General features: G+C 69.5%; 15 protein-coding genes. 12 read left to right on the top strand and 3 right to left on the bottom strand.

The annotated features are described in order from the left end of the window. Positions 1-96 precede the first annotated feature (96 nt). The 7 genes from xerD to BKN51_RS17830 all read left to right on the top strand — a co-directional run bounded on the left by xerD (position 97) and on the right by BKN51_RS17830 (position 6901). Complete coding sequence (gene xerD, locus BKN51_RS17860; protein WP_101608732.1) at positions 97-999, top strand: site-specific tyrosine recombinase XerD; 903 nt, start codon at positions 97-99, stop codon at positions 997-999. Between the two features lie 92 nt (positions 1000-1091). Next, positions 1092-2108, top strand: coding sequence for a ParA family protein (locus BKN51_RS17855; RefSeq protein ID WP_101608731.1), 1017 nt, complete (start codon positions 1092-1094; stop codon positions 2106-2108). Further along, entirely contained in the window at positions 2105-2542 is a 438-nt protein-coding gene (locus tag BKN51_RS17850; protein ID WP_101608730.1) for a cobyrinic acid a,c-diamide synthase, read from the top strand. Before BKN51_RS17855 ends, BKN51_RS17850 begins: the two co-directional genes overlap by 4 nt. Then, positions 2542-3477: a segregation and condensation protein A gene (locus BKN51_RS17845; RefSeq protein ID WP_168214343.1), complete on the top strand. Its 936-nt coding sequence runs from the start codon at positions 2542-2544 to the stop codon at positions 3475-3477. Before BKN51_RS17850 ends, BKN51_RS17845 begins: the two co-directional genes overlap by 1 nt. Continuing rightward, on the top strand, positions 3474-4184 hold the full coding sequence (scpB, locus tag BKN51_RS17840; protein WP_101608729.1) for an SMC-Scp complex subunit ScpB: 711 nt from the start codon (positions 3474-3476) through the stop codon (positions 4182-4184). Before BKN51_RS17845 ends, scpB begins: the two co-directional genes overlap by 4 nt. Then, positions 4174-4926: a pseudouridine synthase gene (locus BKN51_RS17835; protein ID WP_101608728.1), complete on the top strand. Its 753-nt coding sequence runs from the start codon at positions 4174-4176 to the stop codon at positions 4924-4926. The genes scpB and BKN51_RS17835 overlap by 11 nt, the downstream gene beginning before the upstream one ends. Before the next feature lie 106 nt (positions 4927-5032). Continuing rightward, complete coding sequence (locus BKN51_RS17830; RefSeq protein ID WP_101608727.1) at positions 5033-6901, top strand: Xaa-Pro dipeptidyl-peptidase; 1869 nt, start codon at positions 5033-5035, stop codon at positions 6899-6901. Between the two features lie 73 nt (positions 6902-6974). Here the strand turns inward: BKN51_RS17830 and BKN51_RS17825 are convergent, their stop codons facing one another. From BKN51_RS17825 to BKN51_RS17815, 3 genes are read right to left on the bottom strand one after another with little or no spacing between them, the layout of a single operon-like run. Then, entirely contained in the window at positions 6975-8171 is a 1197-nt protein-coding gene (locus BKN51_RS17825) for a cation:proton antiporter (RefSeq protein WP_101608726.1), read from the bottom strand. A 6-nt stretch (positions 8172-8177) separates the two neighbouring features. Beyond that, complete coding sequence (locus BKN51_RS17820; RefSeq protein WP_076167978.1) at positions 8178-8660, bottom strand: cation:proton antiporter regulatory subunit; 483 nt, start codon at positions 8658-8660, stop codon at positions 8178-8180. Positions 8661-8675: 15 nt separating this feature from the next. After that, on the bottom strand, positions 8676-9068 hold the full coding sequence (locus BKN51_RS17815; protein ID WP_101608725.1) for a DUF4267 domain-containing protein: 393 nt from the start codon (positions 9066-9068) through the stop codon (positions 8676-8678). 91 nt (positions 9069-9159) lie between these two features. On the opposite strand from BKN51_RS17815, the gene BKN51_RS17810 reads away from it, so the two are divergent. The 5 genes from BKN51_RS17810 (at position 9160) to BKN51_RS17790 (ending at position 16812) form a co-directional block, all read left to right on the top strand. Beyond that, positions 9160-9738, top strand: coding sequence for a TetR/AcrR family transcriptional regulator (locus BKN51_RS17810; RefSeq protein ID WP_101608724.1), 579 nt, complete (start codon positions 9160-9162; stop codon positions 9736-9738). A 91-nt stretch (positions 9739-9829) separates the two neighbouring features. After that, positions 9830-10534, top strand: coding sequence for a (d)CMP kinase (gene cmk / locus BKN51_RS17805; protein WP_101613284.1), 705 nt, complete (start codon positions 9830-9832; stop codon positions 10532-10534). Continuing rightward, positions 10531-11205 (top strand): lysophospholipid acyltransferase family protein, encoded by a 675-nt coding sequence (locus tag BKN51_RS17800; RefSeq protein WP_101608723.1) that lies wholly within the window; start codon positions 10531-10533, stop codon positions 11203-11205. The genes cmk and BKN51_RS17800 overlap by 4 nt, the downstream gene beginning before the upstream one ends. A gap of 3 nt (positions 11206-11208) precedes the next feature. Continuing rightward, on the top strand, positions 11209-12690 hold the full coding sequence (gene der / locus BKN51_RS17795; protein ID WP_101608722.1) for a ribosome biogenesis GTPase Der: 1482 nt from the start codon (positions 11209-11211) through the stop codon (positions 12688-12690). A 246-nt stretch (positions 12691-12936) separates the two neighbouring features. Next, positions 12937-16812 carry a Pls/PosA family non-ribosomal peptide synthetase gene (locus BKN51_RS17790; protein WP_101608721.1) on the top strand — a complete coding sequence of 1292 codons (3876 nt, stop codon included), beginning with the start codon at positions 12937-12939 and terminating at the stop codon, positions 16810-16812. Positions 16813-16824 lie beyond the last annotated feature (12 nt).

Below are 16824 nucleotides of genomic sequence, written 5' to 3'. Positions count from 1 at the left end.
CACCCGCGACCTACCGCGCGCGGCGAACCCCCGCGAGCGCCCTGGTGGTCCTAGAGTGTCGGTGTGTCACGGGCTGGCGGTGCCGGAGTCGCCCAGGTGGTCGCCGCTTACCTCGACCATCTGGTGGTCGAGCGCGGAACCGCGAGGAACACCCTCGACAGCTACTCCCGCGACCTGCGCCGGTACACCGCGTACCTCGGCGGCGCCGAGGTCGAACGCTTCACCGACGTCACCCCGGCGCATGTCACCTCGTTCGGCGCGGCACTGCGCGAAGGCGACGAGGAGCACCGGCCGCTGGCCGCGTCCTCGGCGGCACGCGCGCTCGTCGCGGTGCGGGGGCTGCACAAGTTCGCGCACGCCGACGGCCTCACCGAAAACGATCCGGCGCGCGAGGTCCGCCCGCCCGCGGCGGCCAAGCGGCTGCCCAAGGCACTGCCGGTGGACGATGTGCTGAAGCTGCTGGAAACCCCACCGCCCGAGGGCGAACGGCCGTTGCGGGACCGGGCGCTGCTGGAGTTGCTCTACTCCACGGGCGCGCGGATCTCCGAAGCCGTCGGGCTCGACATCGACGACATCGACGACGCGGAGCGGACCGTGCTGCTCGACGGGAAGGGCGGCAAACAGCGCATCGTGCCGATCGGCCGTCCCGCTCTCGAAGCGGTGCACGCCTATCTCGTCCGCGCGCGGCCGGTGCTCGCCCTGCACGGCCGGGGGACACCGGCGATGTTCCTGAACGCCCGCGGTTCCCGGCTTTCCCGGCAGAGCGCGTGGCAGGTTCTCAAGGACACGGCGGAATCCGCGGGCATCACGGCGGGCGTCTCCCCGCACACGCTGCGCCATTCCTTCGCCACGCATCTGCTCGAAGGCGGCGCGGACGTCCGTGTCGTGCAAGAACTGCTGGGCCACGCTTCGGTGACCACCACTCAGGTGTACACGCTGGTCACGGTCACCACGCTCCGCGAGGTCTACGCGACAGCACATCCCCGCGCGCTCGGCTAATCGACCCTGTCGATCCCGGCGAGCCTCTTTGTCACGACTCGCGAATCGCGCATAGGCTGCCGAAGACCCTGCCGAGGAGGAGATTTCGCGCCATGTCGACACCGAACGAGCCGGCGAAGCCGTCCGTGTCCGCCGGTTCGGCCGCGGCGAGCCTCCACCAGGTGACCATCGCAACCCCCGCCGAACACGACGGCGACGAACCGTCGGAGGACACGATCTCTTCTCGCGGCCGCAAGGCCAAGCGCGCCAAGGAAACCAAGCAGCAAGAACGCGAGAGGGAAGGAATCGGCCCGACCGGCCGCCCGTACCGCGAGATTCCCGAACCGAAGCCGCTCGAGCGGCACGGCCCCGCACTGGTGATGGCCATGTGCAACCAGAAGGGCGGCGTCGGCAAGACCACGTCGACCATCAACCTCGGCGCGGCCCTCGCCGAATGCGGCCGCCGGGTGCTGCTGGTGGACTTCGATCCCCAGGGCGCGCTTTCGGTCGGCCTCGGCATCCAGCCGCACGAACTGGACCAAACGGTCTACAACGTCATCATGGAGCGGTCGGTCAGCATCACCGACGTCATCCGGAAGACCCGCGTCGACGGCGTCGACCTGCTGCCGAGCAACATCGACCTGTCCGCGGCCGAGGTCCAGTTGGTCGCAGAGGTAGGGCGCGAACACACTTTGTTACGGGTCCTTCGTCCGGTCATGAACGACTACGACTATGTTCTTGTCGACTGCCAGCCCTCGCTTGGCCTGTTGACGGTGAACGCACTGACCGCCGCGGACGGTGTGATCATCCCTCTGGAGTGCGAGTTCTTCAGTCTGCGAGGCGTAGCGCTCCTGATCGACACCATCGAGAAGGTGCAGGAACGCCTCAACCCCAAACTGGACATCACCGGGATTCTCGCCACCATGTACGACCCGAGAACCCTGCACTCGAAGGAGGTCATGGCGAGAGTGGTGGAGGCATTCGGCGACACCGTGTTCGACACGGTGATCAACCGCACCGTGCGGTTCCCCGAGACCACGGTCGCGGGCGAGCCGATCACGACCTGGGCTCCCAAATCAGCCGGTGCGGCGGCTTACCGCGCACTGGCCCGCGAGGTGATCGCTCGGTGAGCAGGCGAGCTTCCCTGCCCGGAGCGTCCGAACTGTTCAGGATCACCTCCAGTCCTGCCCTCGATCTCCCGCCCGCGCCTGAGCCGCCCGCCCCCGCGACGGGGAACGGCGACAGGCACGACGCGGAGAACGGCTCCTCGAACGGGGCGGGACAAGCGCACAAGGAACAGCTGGCCAGGGCCGCGCGCAGCGGATCCGGCCGGACCAAACACGACGCGAAGATCACCGTCTACGTCTCCGGCGACGAACTGCTGGCGATGGAGCAGGCCAGGCTGAACCTCCGGGCGAAGCACGGTCTCGTGCTCGACCGCGGCAGGCTGGTCCGCGAGGCGGTGGCCGTCCTGCTGGCCGATTTCGACGCGGCCGGTGAGGAATCGGTGCTCGTCCAGCGATTGCGGGCGGGCAGCGAGGACGGGAAAGAGACCGAGAGCTGATGGACGACCCGGCCGAGGCTGCTCCCAGCGGCCCAGAGCCGGTCGAGCGGACAGAGGCAGACGAGACCCCCGCCGTGCACGAGACCGTGCACGGCGGGATGGTCCCCGAAGGACTGGCCAGCGAAGAGCTGAGCACGTCCAAGTTCAAGGTGAACCTGGCGAACTTCCAGGGCCCCTTCGACCTGCTGCTCCAGCTGATCTCGCAGCACCAGCTCGACGTCACCGAAGTCGCGCTGCACCGGGTCACGGACGATTTCATCGCCTACACCCGCGCGCTCGGCACGGACTGGAACCTCGACGAGACGACCGAGTTCCTGGTCATCGCGGCGACCCTGCTCGACCTCAAGGCGGCGCGGCTGCTGCCCGCCGCCGAGGTGGAGAGCGAAGACGACCTCGCCCTGCTCGAAGCACGGGACCTGCTGTTCGCGCGCGTGCTGCAGTACCGGGCGTACAAGCAGGTCGCGGCGCTGTTCGGTGAACTGGAGGCCGGCGCGCTGCGGCGCTACCCGCGGTCGGTCGCGCTCGAAGACCGGTTCATGGGGCTGCTGCCCGAGGTGATGCTCGGCGTCGACCCGGCGAAGTTCGCCGAGATCGCCGTCGCCGTCTTCCGGCCGAAGCCGCCGCCGACGGTGTCGATCGCCCACATCCACATGGGCCGGGTCTCGGTCCGCGAGCACGCCGCGCTGCTGCGGCTCAAGCTCGCCGAAAAGGGCGAGGCGACGTTCAGCGAGCTCGTCGAGGACTGCGAGCACACCGTCGAGATCGTGGCGCGGTTCCTCGCGCTGCTGGAGCTGTACCGCGAGGCGACGGTCCAGTTCGAGCAACTGGAGGCGCTCGCCGAACTGCACGTGCGCTGGACCGGCGGGTCCGTGGCGGAGGCGTCGGTGGCGGCCGAGCAGGATCTGGCCGTCGTCGAGGACGAGGAGTACGGGTGAGCCCCGAAGAGACCGAGAAGACCGAAGAGACCCCGGCCGAGCACGAGACTGTCGCCGAGCCGGACACCGCTGAGCCGGACACCGCTGATCCGGAAACGGTGGCCGAGCCGGAGCCGCCTGCCGACGAAGAGCTCGTGGCGGCAGGTGACGGCGACTATCCCGACGTCACCTCCGACGAGGTGCTCGAGGCCGCCCTCGAAGCGCTGTTGCTGGTCGTGGACTCGCCGATCAACGAGGAATCGCTCGCCGAGACGGTCGGCCAGCCCGAGTCGCGGGTGACCGTCGCGCTGCGCACGATGTCCCAGAAGTTCACCGACCGATCCAGCGGAATCGACCTGCGCCGAGTAGGCGAAGGGTGGCGGTTCTACACTAGGGACGTCTATGCCCCGTTCGTGGAGAAGCTTCTGCTCGACGGCCAGCGTTCCAAGCTGACGCGAGCCGCGCTGGAGAGCCTCGCCGTGATCGCCTATCGGCAGCCGGTGACCAGGGCCAGGGTCGCCGCCGTCCGAGGTGTGAACGTGGACGGGGTGATCAGGACGCTGCTGGCACGCGGCCTGATCGAGGAGATGGGGACCGACCCCGAAACCACTGGCACGCTGTACGTGACGACCGAGCTGTTCCTGGAGCGACTGGGACTGTCGTCCCTGGCCGATCTTCCCCCGATCGCTCCCTTGCTACCCGAAGTGGACACCATCGATGACATCTGACGCCCATCCCGACGGCATTCGGCTGCAGAAGGTCCTTTCGCAGGCCGGCGTCGCCTCGCGGCGCGCGGCCGAGGACCTGATCGTGCGCGGTCGCGTGAGCGTGGACGGCAAGGTGGTCACCGAACTCGGCCGCCGGGTCGATCCGGACAACTCCGTGATCCACGTCGACGGCACCCGCGTCCAGGTCCGCGAAGACCTCGTCTATCTCGTGCTGAACAAGCCCAAGGGCGTGCACAGCACGATGAGCGACGACCGCGGCCGCCCGTGCGTCGGCGACTACCTGCGCGGCCGGTACGAGGAGATGCCCGGCATCGTGCACGTCGGCAGGCTCGACGAGAACACCGAAGGCCTCCTGCTGCTCACCAACGACGGCGACCTCGGCCACCGGCTGATGCACCCGTCCTTCCAGGTGCTGAAGACCTACTTCGCCGAGGTCGAGGGCATCGTCCCGCGCGGGCTCGGCAAGGAACTGCGGGCGGGCTTCGAGCTGCCGGACGGCATCGTCAAGGTCGACCAGTTCCGGGTCAAGGACATGCTGGCCGGTCGCACCCAGATCGAGCTCGTCATCCACGAAGGCCGCAAGCACATCGTGCGGCGGCTGATGGCGGCCACCGGGCATCCGGTGCGCAAACTGGTCCGGACCGCGCTCGGCGACGTCCAGCTCGGCGCGCAGCGGTCGGGTTCGATCCGGCGGCTCAACCGCGGTGAGGTCGGCTCGCTCTACCGCGCTGTCGATCTGTAAGCCCTGACTGTAAGACTTTCCGCTCTACTGCACCGATGAGCATCGCGTTTAGCTCTTCCTGACGGGCTTTCAGCCGACGGGGAAGGGCTCGACCGTGAAATCAGTTGTGCTGGCAGGGATTCTGGCGGTCGCCGCGGCCGTGGTCGCGGCGCCACCGGCCGTGGCGAAACCGCGGGGCAGCGAACCGGTCTACGACTTCGCCCAGGCCGTCCGCGAGACGGCTTGGGTGGACATCGGGCTCGACGGGGACGGCGATGGCCGCTCCGACCGGGTCGCCGCCGACATCATCCGGCCGAAGGAACCGGCGGCGCAGGGCAAGAAGGTCCCGGTCATCATGGACGCGAGCCCGTATTACTCGTGCTGTGGCCGGGGCAACGAGAGCGAACTCAAGACCTACGACTCGGCGGGCAGGCCGGTCGGGTTCCCGCTCTACTACGACAACTTCTTCGTCCCCCGCGGGTACGCCGTGGTCCTGGTGGATCTGGCCGGTACCAACAAGTCCCGCGGCTGCACCGACGTCGGCGGGCCCTCGGACGTCAACTCGGCGCGCAAGGTCGTCGACTGGCTGAACGGCCGGGCGAACGGCTACACGACGGCGACCGGTTCGGCCAAGACGCTCGCTTCGTGGTCGACGGGCGCGGTCGGCATGATCGGGAAGTCCTACGACGGCACGATCGCCAACGGCGTCGCAGCGACCGGTGTCGACGGACTCAAGACCATCGTGCCGATCGGCGCGATCAGTTCCTGGTACGACTACTACCGCTCCGACGGCGCCAGCCTGCGCCAGGGCAGCCCCGCGGGGTTGGCTCAGACGGTCTCCCAGCGCAACGGCGGCCAGAACTGCAGCGCGGCGAACCGGAAGCTCACCGAGGGCGCGACCTCGAACGGCGACTACAACGCGTTCTGGCTCGACCGGGACCACGTGCAGAGTGCCTCGAAGGTGAAGGCCAGCGTGCTCGCTTCGCACGGGCTGGGCGACCTCAACGTCAAGACGATCAACTTCGGGCAGTGGTGGGAAGCGCTGAACGTCGAGCGCAAGGTGTGGCTGACGCAGGCCGGTCACGTCGATCCGTTCGACTACCGGCGGTCGGCGTGGGTCGACACCCTGCACAAGTGGTTCGACCACTACCTGCTCGGCGTCGACAACGGCATCGAGAAGACGCCGGGCGCGAGTGTGGAACGCGCTCCGGACGTGTGGGTGGACCAGGCGGCGTGGCCCGCGGGCAGCGCCGTCACCCTGCGTCCCGCGTCAGGGAGCACTCCCGGCGTCGGCACGCTCGGAACGACCGCGGGGACGGGCACGGCGTCGTTCACCGACTCCTCCGGCCAGTCCTCGAACAGTTGGGCGGCACGGCCGACGGAGACCTCGAACGGACGCGTGCTGTTCAGCACCGGCGCGCTCGCGAAGGACCTCCACGTCTCCGGGACCGCGAAGGTGACGGTGACCGCGACGCCGTCGACGTCCACTGCGCGGCTTTCGGCGATCTTGGTGGACTACGGCCCGGCGACCATCCGGAACTACACCGGGCCCAAGGAAGGCATCAAGAACGAGATGACCCAGTCGTGCTGGGGATCGAGCGCTTCCGGCAACGACGCCTGCTACCTGAACACGAGCGCCGACTCGGTTTCGGTGGGGCTGAACATCATCAGCCGCGGGTGGGCCGACCTGGCCAACTACCGTTCGCTGACCCAGGAATCGCCGCTGACGCCGGGGCAGCCGTACACGATGACGTTCCGGCTGGCGAGTACGGATCACGTCGTCCCGCGAGGACATCAGCTCGCGCTGATCATCGGCGGGACGGACGGTTCGTTCATCGGCGGGCCGTCGCAGTACCCGAAGATCACGGTGGACCTGGGTAGGACGTCGCTCGCGCTGCCCGTCTCGGGCGCGGGTCCGTCGGCCGTCCCGGCGGCGCTTCCGGTGGCTCCGGTGCAGATCGCCCCGGCGGCTGTTTCGGGGCTTGAGCGCGGGTAGGCCAATGCTATGAAAGGCCCGTTACTTGCAAAATTTGCAAGTAACGGGCCTTTCATAGCGCGCGCGAGAGCGGTCAGCCGGTTTGGGAGGCGGGGCTTTTGGAGCCGAAGGGACGGCGCTGCAGAGCGCGAGCCACCGGCTCGACGATCCGCGCGGCCGTCGGGCCGAGGATGGCCATCAGGAGCACGTACGCCGTCGCGAGGGCCGCGAGTTCGCCGGTCACCGCGCCCGCGGCCACCGCCAGCCCGGCGATGACGATCGAGAACTCGCCTCGGGCGACCAACGCCGCTCCCGCGCGAGCCCGGCCCATCTTCCCGATGCCCTGCTTCCGCGCTGCCCACCAGCCGGTGGCCACCTTCGTGAGTGTCGTCGACACCGCCAGCACGACCGCCCAGCCGAGGACCGGCGGGATCGACGCGGGGTTCGTGTTGAGCCCGAACACGACGAAGAACACGGCCGCGAAGAGGTCCCGCAGCGGCTCCAGCATGTGCGTCGCGTTCTCCGCCGTGGAACCGGAGATCGCGATCCCGAGCAGGAACGCGCCGACCGCGGCCGACACCTGCATCGCCGAGGCGATGCCCGCGACCAGCAGTGCCGCGCCGAGGACCTTGAGCAGGAACACCTCGCGGTCCGGGCTGTCCACCGCGGCGGAGACGTAGCGGCCGAACTTCAGCGCGATCACCAGGACGACCGTGATCACCATCAGCGAGATCCCGACCGCCTTCATCCCGCCGAGGAAGCTCACCCCGCCGAGCACCGCGGTGAGGATCGGCAGGTAGAGCGCCATCACCAGGTCTTCGAACACCAGGATCGAGAGCACCACCGGCGTTTCCCGGTTACCGAGCCGCCCGAGGTCGCCGAGCACCTTCGCGATGATCCCGGACGACGAGATGTAGGTGACGCCCGCCAGCACGATCGCGCCGATCGGCCCCCAGCCGAGGATCAGCGCGACGATCGCGCCGGGCGCGGCGTTCAGCACGATGTCGACGAGCCCCGCCATCCACGAGCGTTTCAGCCCGGTGAACAGTTCGGCCGCCGAGTACTCCAGGCCCAGCAGCAGAAGCAGGAGGACGACGCCGATCTCGCTGGCGAGGTGGGTGAAGTCACCGATGTCGCCGAGTGGGATCAGCCCGCCCTGCCCGAAACACAGGCCACCGATCAGGTACAGCGGGATCGGGGACATCCCGATCTTCCCGGCGAGACGCCCCAACACGCCCAGCCCGAAGAAGACCGCCCCGAGTTCGATCAAGGACAGTGCGGTGTGATCCATCCGCGATCAGCCGTACTTCAAGATCTTGACGGCGGCTTCGAGTCCTTCGGACGTCCCGACCGCGACGAGCACGTCGCCGGCGGTGAGGTTGAAGTCCGGGTTGGGGGAGGGGTGGACCTGCCCGGCCCGCATCACCGCGACGACCGAGACGCTCGTCCGCGTCCGCATGGCGGTGTCGCCCAGCGTCCGGCCGTCGAACGGCGAGGAGGACTTGATCGGAAGCTGCTTGGTGTTGATGCCCGGCAGGTCCCGGTGCTCCTCGGTGAGCTGGGCGACCAGCTGGGGCGCGCCGAGCAGGTTCGCCAGCGCGCCCGCCTCGTCGGTGCTCAGCGGAAGTGAGGCGAGACAGGCGTCCGGATCGTCCGTTTTGGACACGATCAGCTCGACGTGCCCATCGCGATGGGTCACGACGCCGACGCGGCGGCCGTTGCGAGTGGCGAAGTCCTTGCGGACGCCTATTCCGGGGAGCGGGGTCACTTCGACGTTCACGACGTCAACAGTAACTCACTGTCCGTTTTGCTTCGGCCGGATCAGGAACAGTGCCGAGATCACGACCATCAGGGCGGACGTCGCGGCGTGGATGCCGAGCGCGGCGCCGACGGACCCGTTGTGGGTCAACACGATCAGCATGTCGCCGAACGGGATGAACGCCAGCGCGAGGAGCGCCCAGCCCAGCGCGCGGACGTTCCGGAACAGGATCAGGGCGAGCACCACGAGTGCCGTCCCGATGTCGCGGACGCCCTTGACCGCGAGGATCGGATCACCCTTCAGTGGCATGACCGGGAGGCCGAAACCGCCCGTCTGGGTCTCCGGGAAGAACACGTAACCACTCCCGAAGTACAGGACGAAGAGCACGAGGGCGATGGACAGGGCGTAAGCGATCTTGATGCGGGTCATGGTCTCCGACTCCGAAAGCTAGCAGCGCTAGGAACACTGCAGACGCTAGCGCTAGCACCGCTAGCTTGTCTAGCGGTGCTAGGATATTCGTATGGTCACGAACCCCCGACGTGAGCGAGACCGCTCACAACGCGAACAGCTGATCGTCACCACCGCCCGCGAGATCGCCGAAGAGGAGGGCTGGGACGCGGTCACCACCCGGCGGCTGGCCGCGAAGATCGAGTACAGCCAGCCGGTGCTCTACAGCCATTTCTCCGGCAAGGGCGCGATCATGGCGGCCGCGGCGCTCGAGGGATGCACCGAAATGGCCGCCCACCTGCGGCGGGGAGTCGGGACGGCGGAGGACTCGCGGGGCGCCCTGCTGCGGCTGGCCGAGAATTACTTCGACTTCGCCGACCGCGAACCCGCCCTCTACGACGCGATCTTCACCCTCGCCAGCGAACTGACCTTCGCCAGTCCGGACAGCCCCGCCCCGCTGAAGGACGCGTTCGGCGCCCTGCTCGAATGCGCGGGTCCGGCGGCGGGTGAGCACGACCCCGCCCTCTACACCGAGACCTTCTGGGCCGCCATGCACGGCCTGGTCACCCTCGAACGCAGCCGGCGGCTGCCCGCGGACGCGCGTGCGGAGCGGATCGGCATGCTCGTCGACCGGTTCGCCGTGGGTGGCTGAGGCGTGTCGGTCGCCACCAGGCAGAATGGTCGTCGATCAGGTGAGCGAAGATGAGCTGAGGAGAGTTTCGGTGGCGGGAGCCCTGCGTGGTGTGGTCGCGATGGACGGCCCGTCCGGGACCGGGAAATCCACGGTTTCGCGGAAGCTCGCGACGAAGCTCGGCGCCGGCTACCTCGACACGGGCGCGATGTACCGCATGGTCACCCTCGCCGTCCTGCGCGCCGGGGCCGACACGGCCGACGCGGACGCGGTCTTCGACGTCGCCCGGAAGGCCGAACTCGGCATCGGGACCAGCCCTGACGAAGCGACCGTGACCCTCGCGGGCGAGGACGTCGCCGCCGAGATCCGCGGCGCGGACGTCACCACCGCGGTTTCGCCGGTTTCGGCCGTCCCCGCGGTCCGCGAACTGCTGGTCACCCGGCAGCGCGAGATCATCTCCGAGGTGCTCGGCCGCGTCGGCGGCATCGTGGTCGAAGGCCGCGACATCGGCACCGTCGTCTCGCCGGACGCCCCGCTCAAGATCTTTCTCACCGCCTCGGCCGAGGTCCGCGCCGCGCGCCGCAGCGCGCAGGACTCCGCCGCCGGCCGCGAGTCCACCGTGGATGTCGCGAAGGCCGCGGTGGAACGGCGCGACCGCCTGGACTCCACGCGCGCGGCTTCACCCCTGCGCGCGGCCGAAGACGCCGTCGAGGTCGACACCTCGGCGCTCAACATCGACCAGGTCATCGTCGCGCTCGCGGAACTGGCTCTGCACCGCGGTCTTCTCGAAGGCTGCCCCGCCGAGGCCGCGCGGTGAGTGCGAAAGGACTGCCCGAGGGCGCGAGCGACCCCTTCCACACCTTCGGCCGGGGGATCTCGAAGTTCCTCGTCCGGCCCGCGTTCCGGGTCCGGGTGCACGGTGCCGAGCGGGTGCCGGCGTCCGGGCCGGTGGTGTTCATGGCCAACCACAGCTCGATGGCGGAACCGGCGCTGCTGTTCGGAATGTTCTCGCGGCGCACCGCGTTCCTGGTCAAGGCGGAACTGTTCAAGGGTTTCGTCGGCTGGTTCTTCCCGAAACTGGGCCAGATCCCGGTGAAACGGGGGGCGGTGGACCGCAAACCGCTGATGATGGCGGTCAAGGTGCTCGAGGACGGCGGTGCGGTCGGGATCTTCCCCGAAGGCACCCGCGGCCTCGGTGACGCCGAAAACTTCGAGCGCGGCGCGGCCTTCCTGGTCCGCGCCGGGAAGGCGACCGTGGTTCCGGTCGCCACTCGGGGGACGTACAAGCCCGCCGGTGCCAAGAGGCGCTGGCGGCCACGCGTCGACATCATGGTCGGCGAACCTTTCACTCCCGAAATCGGGAAGGGAAGGACAGGGCTGGAGGAGGGAACCGAGCGGCTTCGCATCGCGCTCGCGGACCTCGTGAAGGCACTGGACGAATGGCGCTTGGAGCAAGGGCTCCAAGACACGCGACAGAATGTGAAGTAACGAATGTCTGAGCTTGACGGAGTCGGCGAGATCGACGGCTCCTGGTCCGACGAGTCCGAATTCACCGCGCTGGACGCCCAGATCGCCGCGGGCGAGGCCGAGGAGGAGGCGCAGCTCGCGCAGCCGGTCCTCGCCGTCGTCGGCAGGCCGAACGTGGGCAAGTCCACCCTGGTCAACCGTATTCTCGGCCGCCGCGAGGCGGTCGTGCAGGACGTCCCCGGCGTGACCCGCGACCGCGTGGCCTACGACGCCTTCTGGGCGGGCCGCCGGTTCACCCTGGTCGACACGGGCGGCTGGGAGCCGGACGCGACCGGGTTGCAGGCCTCCGTCGCCGCGCAGGCCGAGATCGCGATGGCCACCGCCGACGCGGTGCTGCTGGTGATCGACGCCAGCGTCGGCGCGACCGCGACCGACGAGGCCGCCTCGAAGGTGCTGCGCCGCTCGAAGAAGCCGGTGCTGCTCGTCGCCAACAAGGTCGACGACGACCGCCTGCTCGCCGACACCGCGTCGCTGTGGTCACTCGGCCTCGGCGAACCGCATCCGGTCAGCGCGTTGCACGGCCGTAGTTCGGGCGACCTGCTCGACTCGATCGTCAAGGCACTGCCGACGATGCCGCGCGACGGCGACCGCGCGACCGCGGGCCCGCGCCGGGTCGCGCTGGTCGGCAAGCCGAACGTGGGCAAGTCCAGCCTGCTGAACAAGATCTCCGGCGAAGAGCGGTCCGTGGTGGACTCGGTCGCCGGTACCACCGTCGACCCGGTCGACTCGCTGGTCGAGCTGGACGGCGACATCTGGCGGTTCGTCGACACCGCGGGGCTGCGCAAGCGCGTCAACTCGGCCAATGGCGCGGAGTACTACGCGTCGCTGCGGACCAAGACCGCGATCGACGCGGCCGAGGTCGCGATCGTGCTGCTGGACGCCGCCGAACCGCTTTCGGAGCAGGACCTGCGGGTGCTGACCATGGTCGTCGAGGCGGGCCGCGCCTGCGTGCTCGCCTTCAACAAGTGGGACCTCGTCGACGAGGACCGCCGTCACGCCATGGTCCGTGAGCTGGACCGCGGCCTGGTGCGGGTGCCGTGGGCGGACAAGGTCAACATCTCCGCGCTCACCGGCCGGTCCGTGCGCAAGCTCGCGCCCGCGCTGCGGACCGCGCTGAAGTCGTGGGACCAGCGGGTGCCCACCGGTCAGCTGAACGGCTGGCTGGCCGACCTCATCGCCGCGACCCCGCCGCCGGTGCGCGGCGGTAAGCAGCCGAAGGTGCTGTTCGCGACCCAGGCGGGCATCCGGCCGCCGACGCTGGTCCTGTTCACCACCGGATTCCTCGAGGCGGGCTACCGGCGGTTCATCGAACGCAAGTTCCGTGAGCGTTTCGGCTTCGAAGGCAGCCCCGTCCGGGTGAATGTCCGGGTGCGGGAAAAGAAGCAAAGGCCCAAGGCAGGCGGAAAAGCGGCCGGTAAATCGACGGGTAAACCAAAAGCACGCTGATTTCTCACGATGTAGGTAAATAGTTCACTGGGTGGACACGCCGATGACCTCGGGTTTCGGCGTGTCCATCGGTGAGTTTCGACACTCTGCCGAGACCCTCCCGAGATATGCCGTTGACCTGCGGTAAAGTGATTGGTCTGCTAGCGGGCGCCTCATTCGGAGAGCGAGCCCGAATGACGCACTTCGCGAAAGGTGTGTGATGGGCTTGCGCGCCCATGGTTCAGTCTTGCCCGTGGTGATGCCCCGATGACACTCACCGCCGATTCCCGGCCGATCGCCTGTGTCGCCGACGTCACCGTCGCCCCGTCACCCGCCCCCGTCGCCGACCGGGCCCTGTTCTGGTCCGGCCTCGGCGCCGGTGAGCGCACCCTGATCGACATCGTCGCCGAGACCGCCGCCCGCCACCCCAACGCGGGCGCGATCGAGGACGGCGAGACCACGCTGTCCTACCGCAAGCTCGTCGAGGAGATCGACGCCTACGGCCGCAAGCTGACCGCCAACGGGGTCGGCGTCGGCGACCGGGTCGGCGTCCGGATCTCCTCCGGCACCGCGGAGCTCTACGTCGCGATCCTCGCCATCCTGTCCGTTGGCGCCGCCTACGTGCCGGTCGACGCGGACGATCCGGACGAGCGCGCCGAACTGGTCTTCGGCGAGGCCGAAGTCGCCGCCGTCGTCTCCGATGGCGGCGCGATCACCGTCGTGGGCTCGCCCGGCGGCGTCGAGGGCTCTCCCGCCCCTGCCGACGACGCGTGGATCATCTTCACCTCCGGTTCGACCGGCAAGCCGAAGGGCGTCGCCGTCTCGCACGCCTCGGCCGCCGCGTTCGTCGACGCCGAAGCCCGGCTGTTCCTCACCGAGGAGCCGATCGGCCCCGGTGACCGCGTGCTCGCCGGCCTGTCCGTCGCGTTCGACGCGTCCTGCGAAGAGATGTGGCTCGCCTGGCGCCACGGCGCCTGCCTGGTCCCGGCGCCGCGTTCGCTGGTGCGGACCGGTGTCGACCTCGGTCCGTGGCTGGTCGCGCAGGGCATCACCGTCGTCTCGACCGTCCCGACGCTGGCCGCGCTGTGGCCCGCCGACGCGCTCGAAGACGTCCGCCTGCTGATCTTCGGTGGCGAAGCCTGCCCGCCCGAACTGGCCGAGCGTGTCGCCGTCGAAGGTCGCGAAGTCTGGAACACCTACGGCCCGACCGAGGCCACCGTCGTCGCCTGCGCCGCGCAGATGACCGGCGAGGGCCCGGTCCGGATCGGCCTGCCGCTGGCGGGCTGGCAGCTCGCCGTCGTCAACGAGGCGGGTGAACCGGTCGCGATGGGGGAGACCGGCGAGCTGGTCATCGGCGGTGTCGGCCTGGCCCGTTATCTGGACCCGGCGAAGGACGCCGAGAAGTTCGCGCCGCTGCCGTCGCTGGGCTGGCGCCGCGCGTACCGCAGCGGTGACATGGTCCGCGCCGAAGCCGAAGGCCTGCTGTTCCTCGGGCGTCTCGACGAGCAGGTCAAGCTCGGCGGCCGCCGGATCGAACTGGGTGAGGTCGACGCCGCGCTCCAGTCGCTGCCCGGCGTGCAGGGCGCCGCCGCCGCGATCCGCCGCACCAAGGCCGGAAACCAGGTGCTCGTCGGCTACGTCGTGCCCGCCGAGGGGACGAAGTTCGACCACGACGAGGCCGCGACCCGGCTGCGCGAGCAGCTGCCCGCCGCCCTCGTCCCGCTGCTGGCACTGATCGACGACCTGCCGACCCGCACTTCCGGCAAGGTCGACCGCAACGCGCTGCCCTGGCCGCTGTCCACTGTGGACGCCGCCAAATCCGGCCTGTCGCCGACGGAGAGCTGGCTCGCCGAAGGCTGGGCGGAGATCCTGGGTGTCTCGGTCGACAACCCGAAGGCCGACTTCTTCAGCCACGGCGGTGGCAGCCTGACGGCCGCGCAGCTGATCGCGCGGATCCGCACCCGGCACCCGCAGGTGTCGGTGAACGACATCTACGCCAACCCGAAGCTCGGCGCGCTCGCGTCGATGCTGGACGCGCTGAGCGGCCAGAAGACCGAACGCCGCGACATCGCGCCGACCCCGCGCAAGGCCGGGATCATCCAGTCGTTGCTGATGGTCCCGCTGATGGGCCTGGTCGGCCTGCGCTGGACGACGATCGCGGCGACGCTGTCGAACGTGCTGTCGCTGGCCGGTTTCGCCTGGGCGCCGACGCTGAGCTGGGTGTGGATCGCCGTCGCTTGGGTCGCGCTGTTCAGCCCGGCCGGCCGGATCGCGATCTCGGCGACCGGTGCGCGGCTGCTGCTGCGAGGCGTCCGTCCCGGCAGCTACCCGCGTGGCGGGAATGTCCACTTGCGACTGTGGGCGGCGGAGAAACTCGCCGAGTTCAGCGGCGCGGACAGTGTCGCGGGCGCTTCCTGGATGACGACGTACGCCAAGGCTCTCGGCGCGCGGATCGCCAAGGACGTCGACCTGCACTCGCCGCCGCCGGTCACCGGCATGCTGAAACTCGGCCGCGGTGCCGCCATCGAACCCGAGGTCGACCTGACCGGGCACTGGGTGGACGGCGATCTCGTGCACATCGGCAAGATCCGGATCGGCGCCGACGCGCGGATCGGCGCGCGCAGCACGCTGTTCCCGGGTGCGCGGATCGGCAAGGGCGCGGAGATCGCGGCCGGGTCGACCGTCCGCGGCAGCGTGCCTGCCGCCCGTGTCACCAAGGACGCGCTGAAATGGCCGTCGAGCCGCCCGCCGCGTTCGCGGTTCTGGGCCACGGTCTACGGCGTGACCTCGGTCGCGCTGGGGCTCTTGCCCGCCGTCGCCGCACTTCCGGCGGTCGCGGTGCTGGGTCAGGCGATCGCCGGAGCGCCCTCATTGGGAGCCGCGCTCGGTCAGGCGTTGCTGTTCACGCCGCTCGCGACCATCGCGTACTTCGTGAGCTACGCCCTGCTCGTGCTCGTCGGCGTCCGGTCGCTGAGCATCGGCATGGTCGAGGGTTACCACCCCGTCCACGGCCGCGTCGCGTGGCAGGTCTGGGCGACCGAACGGCTGATGGGCATGGCGCGTGAAGGGCTGTTCCCCTTGTACGCCAGCCTGTTCACCCCGGTGTGGCTCCGGATGCTCGGGGCGAAGGTCGGCCGCAACGTCGAGGCGTCCACCGTTCTCGCGCTGCCGAAGATGACCCAGGTCGACAGCGGCGCGTTCCTCGCGGACGACACCATGGTCGCCACCTACGAGCTCGGCCACGGCTGGCTGCACGTCGCGCCCGCCCGGATCGGCAAACAGGCGTTCCTCGGCAACTCGGGGATGGCGGCGCCCGGCCGTTCGGTGCCCAAGCGCGGCCTGGTCGGCGTGCTGTCGTCGGCCCCGCTGAAGGCGAAGAAGGGCTCCTCGTACCTCGGGATGCCGCCGCTGCCGGTCCGCCGGTCGGTCGGCGAGTCCGACACGAGCCGCACCTACACGCCGCCGCTGCGGCTCAAGGCGGCCCGTGCGCTCGTCGAACTGTGCCGCATCGTGCCGGTGATGTGCGGCGTCGCGCTGACCGTCCTGGTCGCCGCCGCGATCTTCGCGCTCGCGTCGTCCTTCGGGTTCTTGGTCGCGGTGCTGCTCGGCGGGCCGCTGCTGCTCGCCGCCGGTGCCGTCGCCGCGCTGACCGCCACCGCGATGAAGTGGCTGCTGGTGGGCAAGTTCCGCGCGATCGACCATCCGCTGTGGAGCTCGTTCGTCTGGCGCAACGAACTCGCCGACACCTTCGTCGAGGCCCTCGCCGTGCCGTGGCTGATCGGTTCGCTCGGCGGCACTCCGCTGCTGCCGGCCTGGCTGCGCACCATGGGCGTCAAGATCGGCAAGGGCGTGTGGCTGGAGACCTACTGGCTGCCCGAGTCGGACCTGGTGAGCCTGGGCGATGGCGCGACGATCAACCGCGGCTGTGTCGTCCAGACGCACCTTTTCCACGATCGGATCATGACGATGTCGCCGGTGACCCTGGACGAGGGAGCGACGCTCGGGCCGCACGGTATCGTGCTGCCTGGCGCGAGCATCGGCGCGCGGACGACCGTCGGACCGGGGTCTCTGGTGACCCGGGGCGACGCGATTCCCGCCGACTCGCGTTGGCTCGGGAATCCCATCTCGGCCTGGACGAAGTAGGGAAGCGGGGTC

The sequence above is a fragment of the Amycolatopsis sp. BJA-103 genome, from assembly GCF_002849735.1.
In the GTDB taxonomy this organism is placed as follows: Bacteria; Actinomycetota; Actinomycetes; order Mycobacteriales; family Pseudonocardiaceae; genus Amycolatopsis.
This window is presented reverse-complemented; position numbering and strand designations above follow the sequence as displayed.

Coding starts and splice junctions, on each gene's coding strand:
- BKN51_RS17855 (WP_101608731.1), top strand. CDS start 1,092: ATGTCGACACCGAACGAGCCGGCGAAGCCGTCCGTGTCCGCCGGTTCG.
- BKN51_RS17845 (WP_168214343.1), top strand. CDS start 2,542: ATGGACGACCCGGCCGAGGCTGCTCCCAGCGGCCCAGAGCCGGTCGAG.
- BKN51_RS17835 (WP_101608728.1), top strand. CDS start 4,174: ATGACATCTGACGCCCATCCCGACGGCATTCGGCTGCAGAAGGTCCTT.
- BKN51_RS17825 (WP_101608726.1), bottom strand. CDS start 8,171: ATGGATCACACCGCACTGTCCTTGATCGAACTCGGGGCGGTCTTCTTC.
- BKN51_RS17815 (WP_101608725.1), bottom strand. CDS start 9,068: ATGACCCGCATCAAGATCGCTTACGCCCTGTCCATCGCCCTCGTGCTC.
- BKN51_RS17810 (WP_101608724.1), top strand. CDS start 9,160: ATGGTCACGAACCCCCGACGTGAGCGAGACCGCTCACAACGCGAACAG.
- der (WP_101608722.1), top strand. CDS start 11,209: ATGTCTGAGCTTGACGGAGTCGGCGAGATCGACGGCTCCTGGTCCGAC.
- BKN51_RS17790 (WP_101608721.1), top strand. CDS start 12,937: ATGACACTCACCGCCGATTCCCGGCCGATCGCCTGTGTCGCCGACGTC.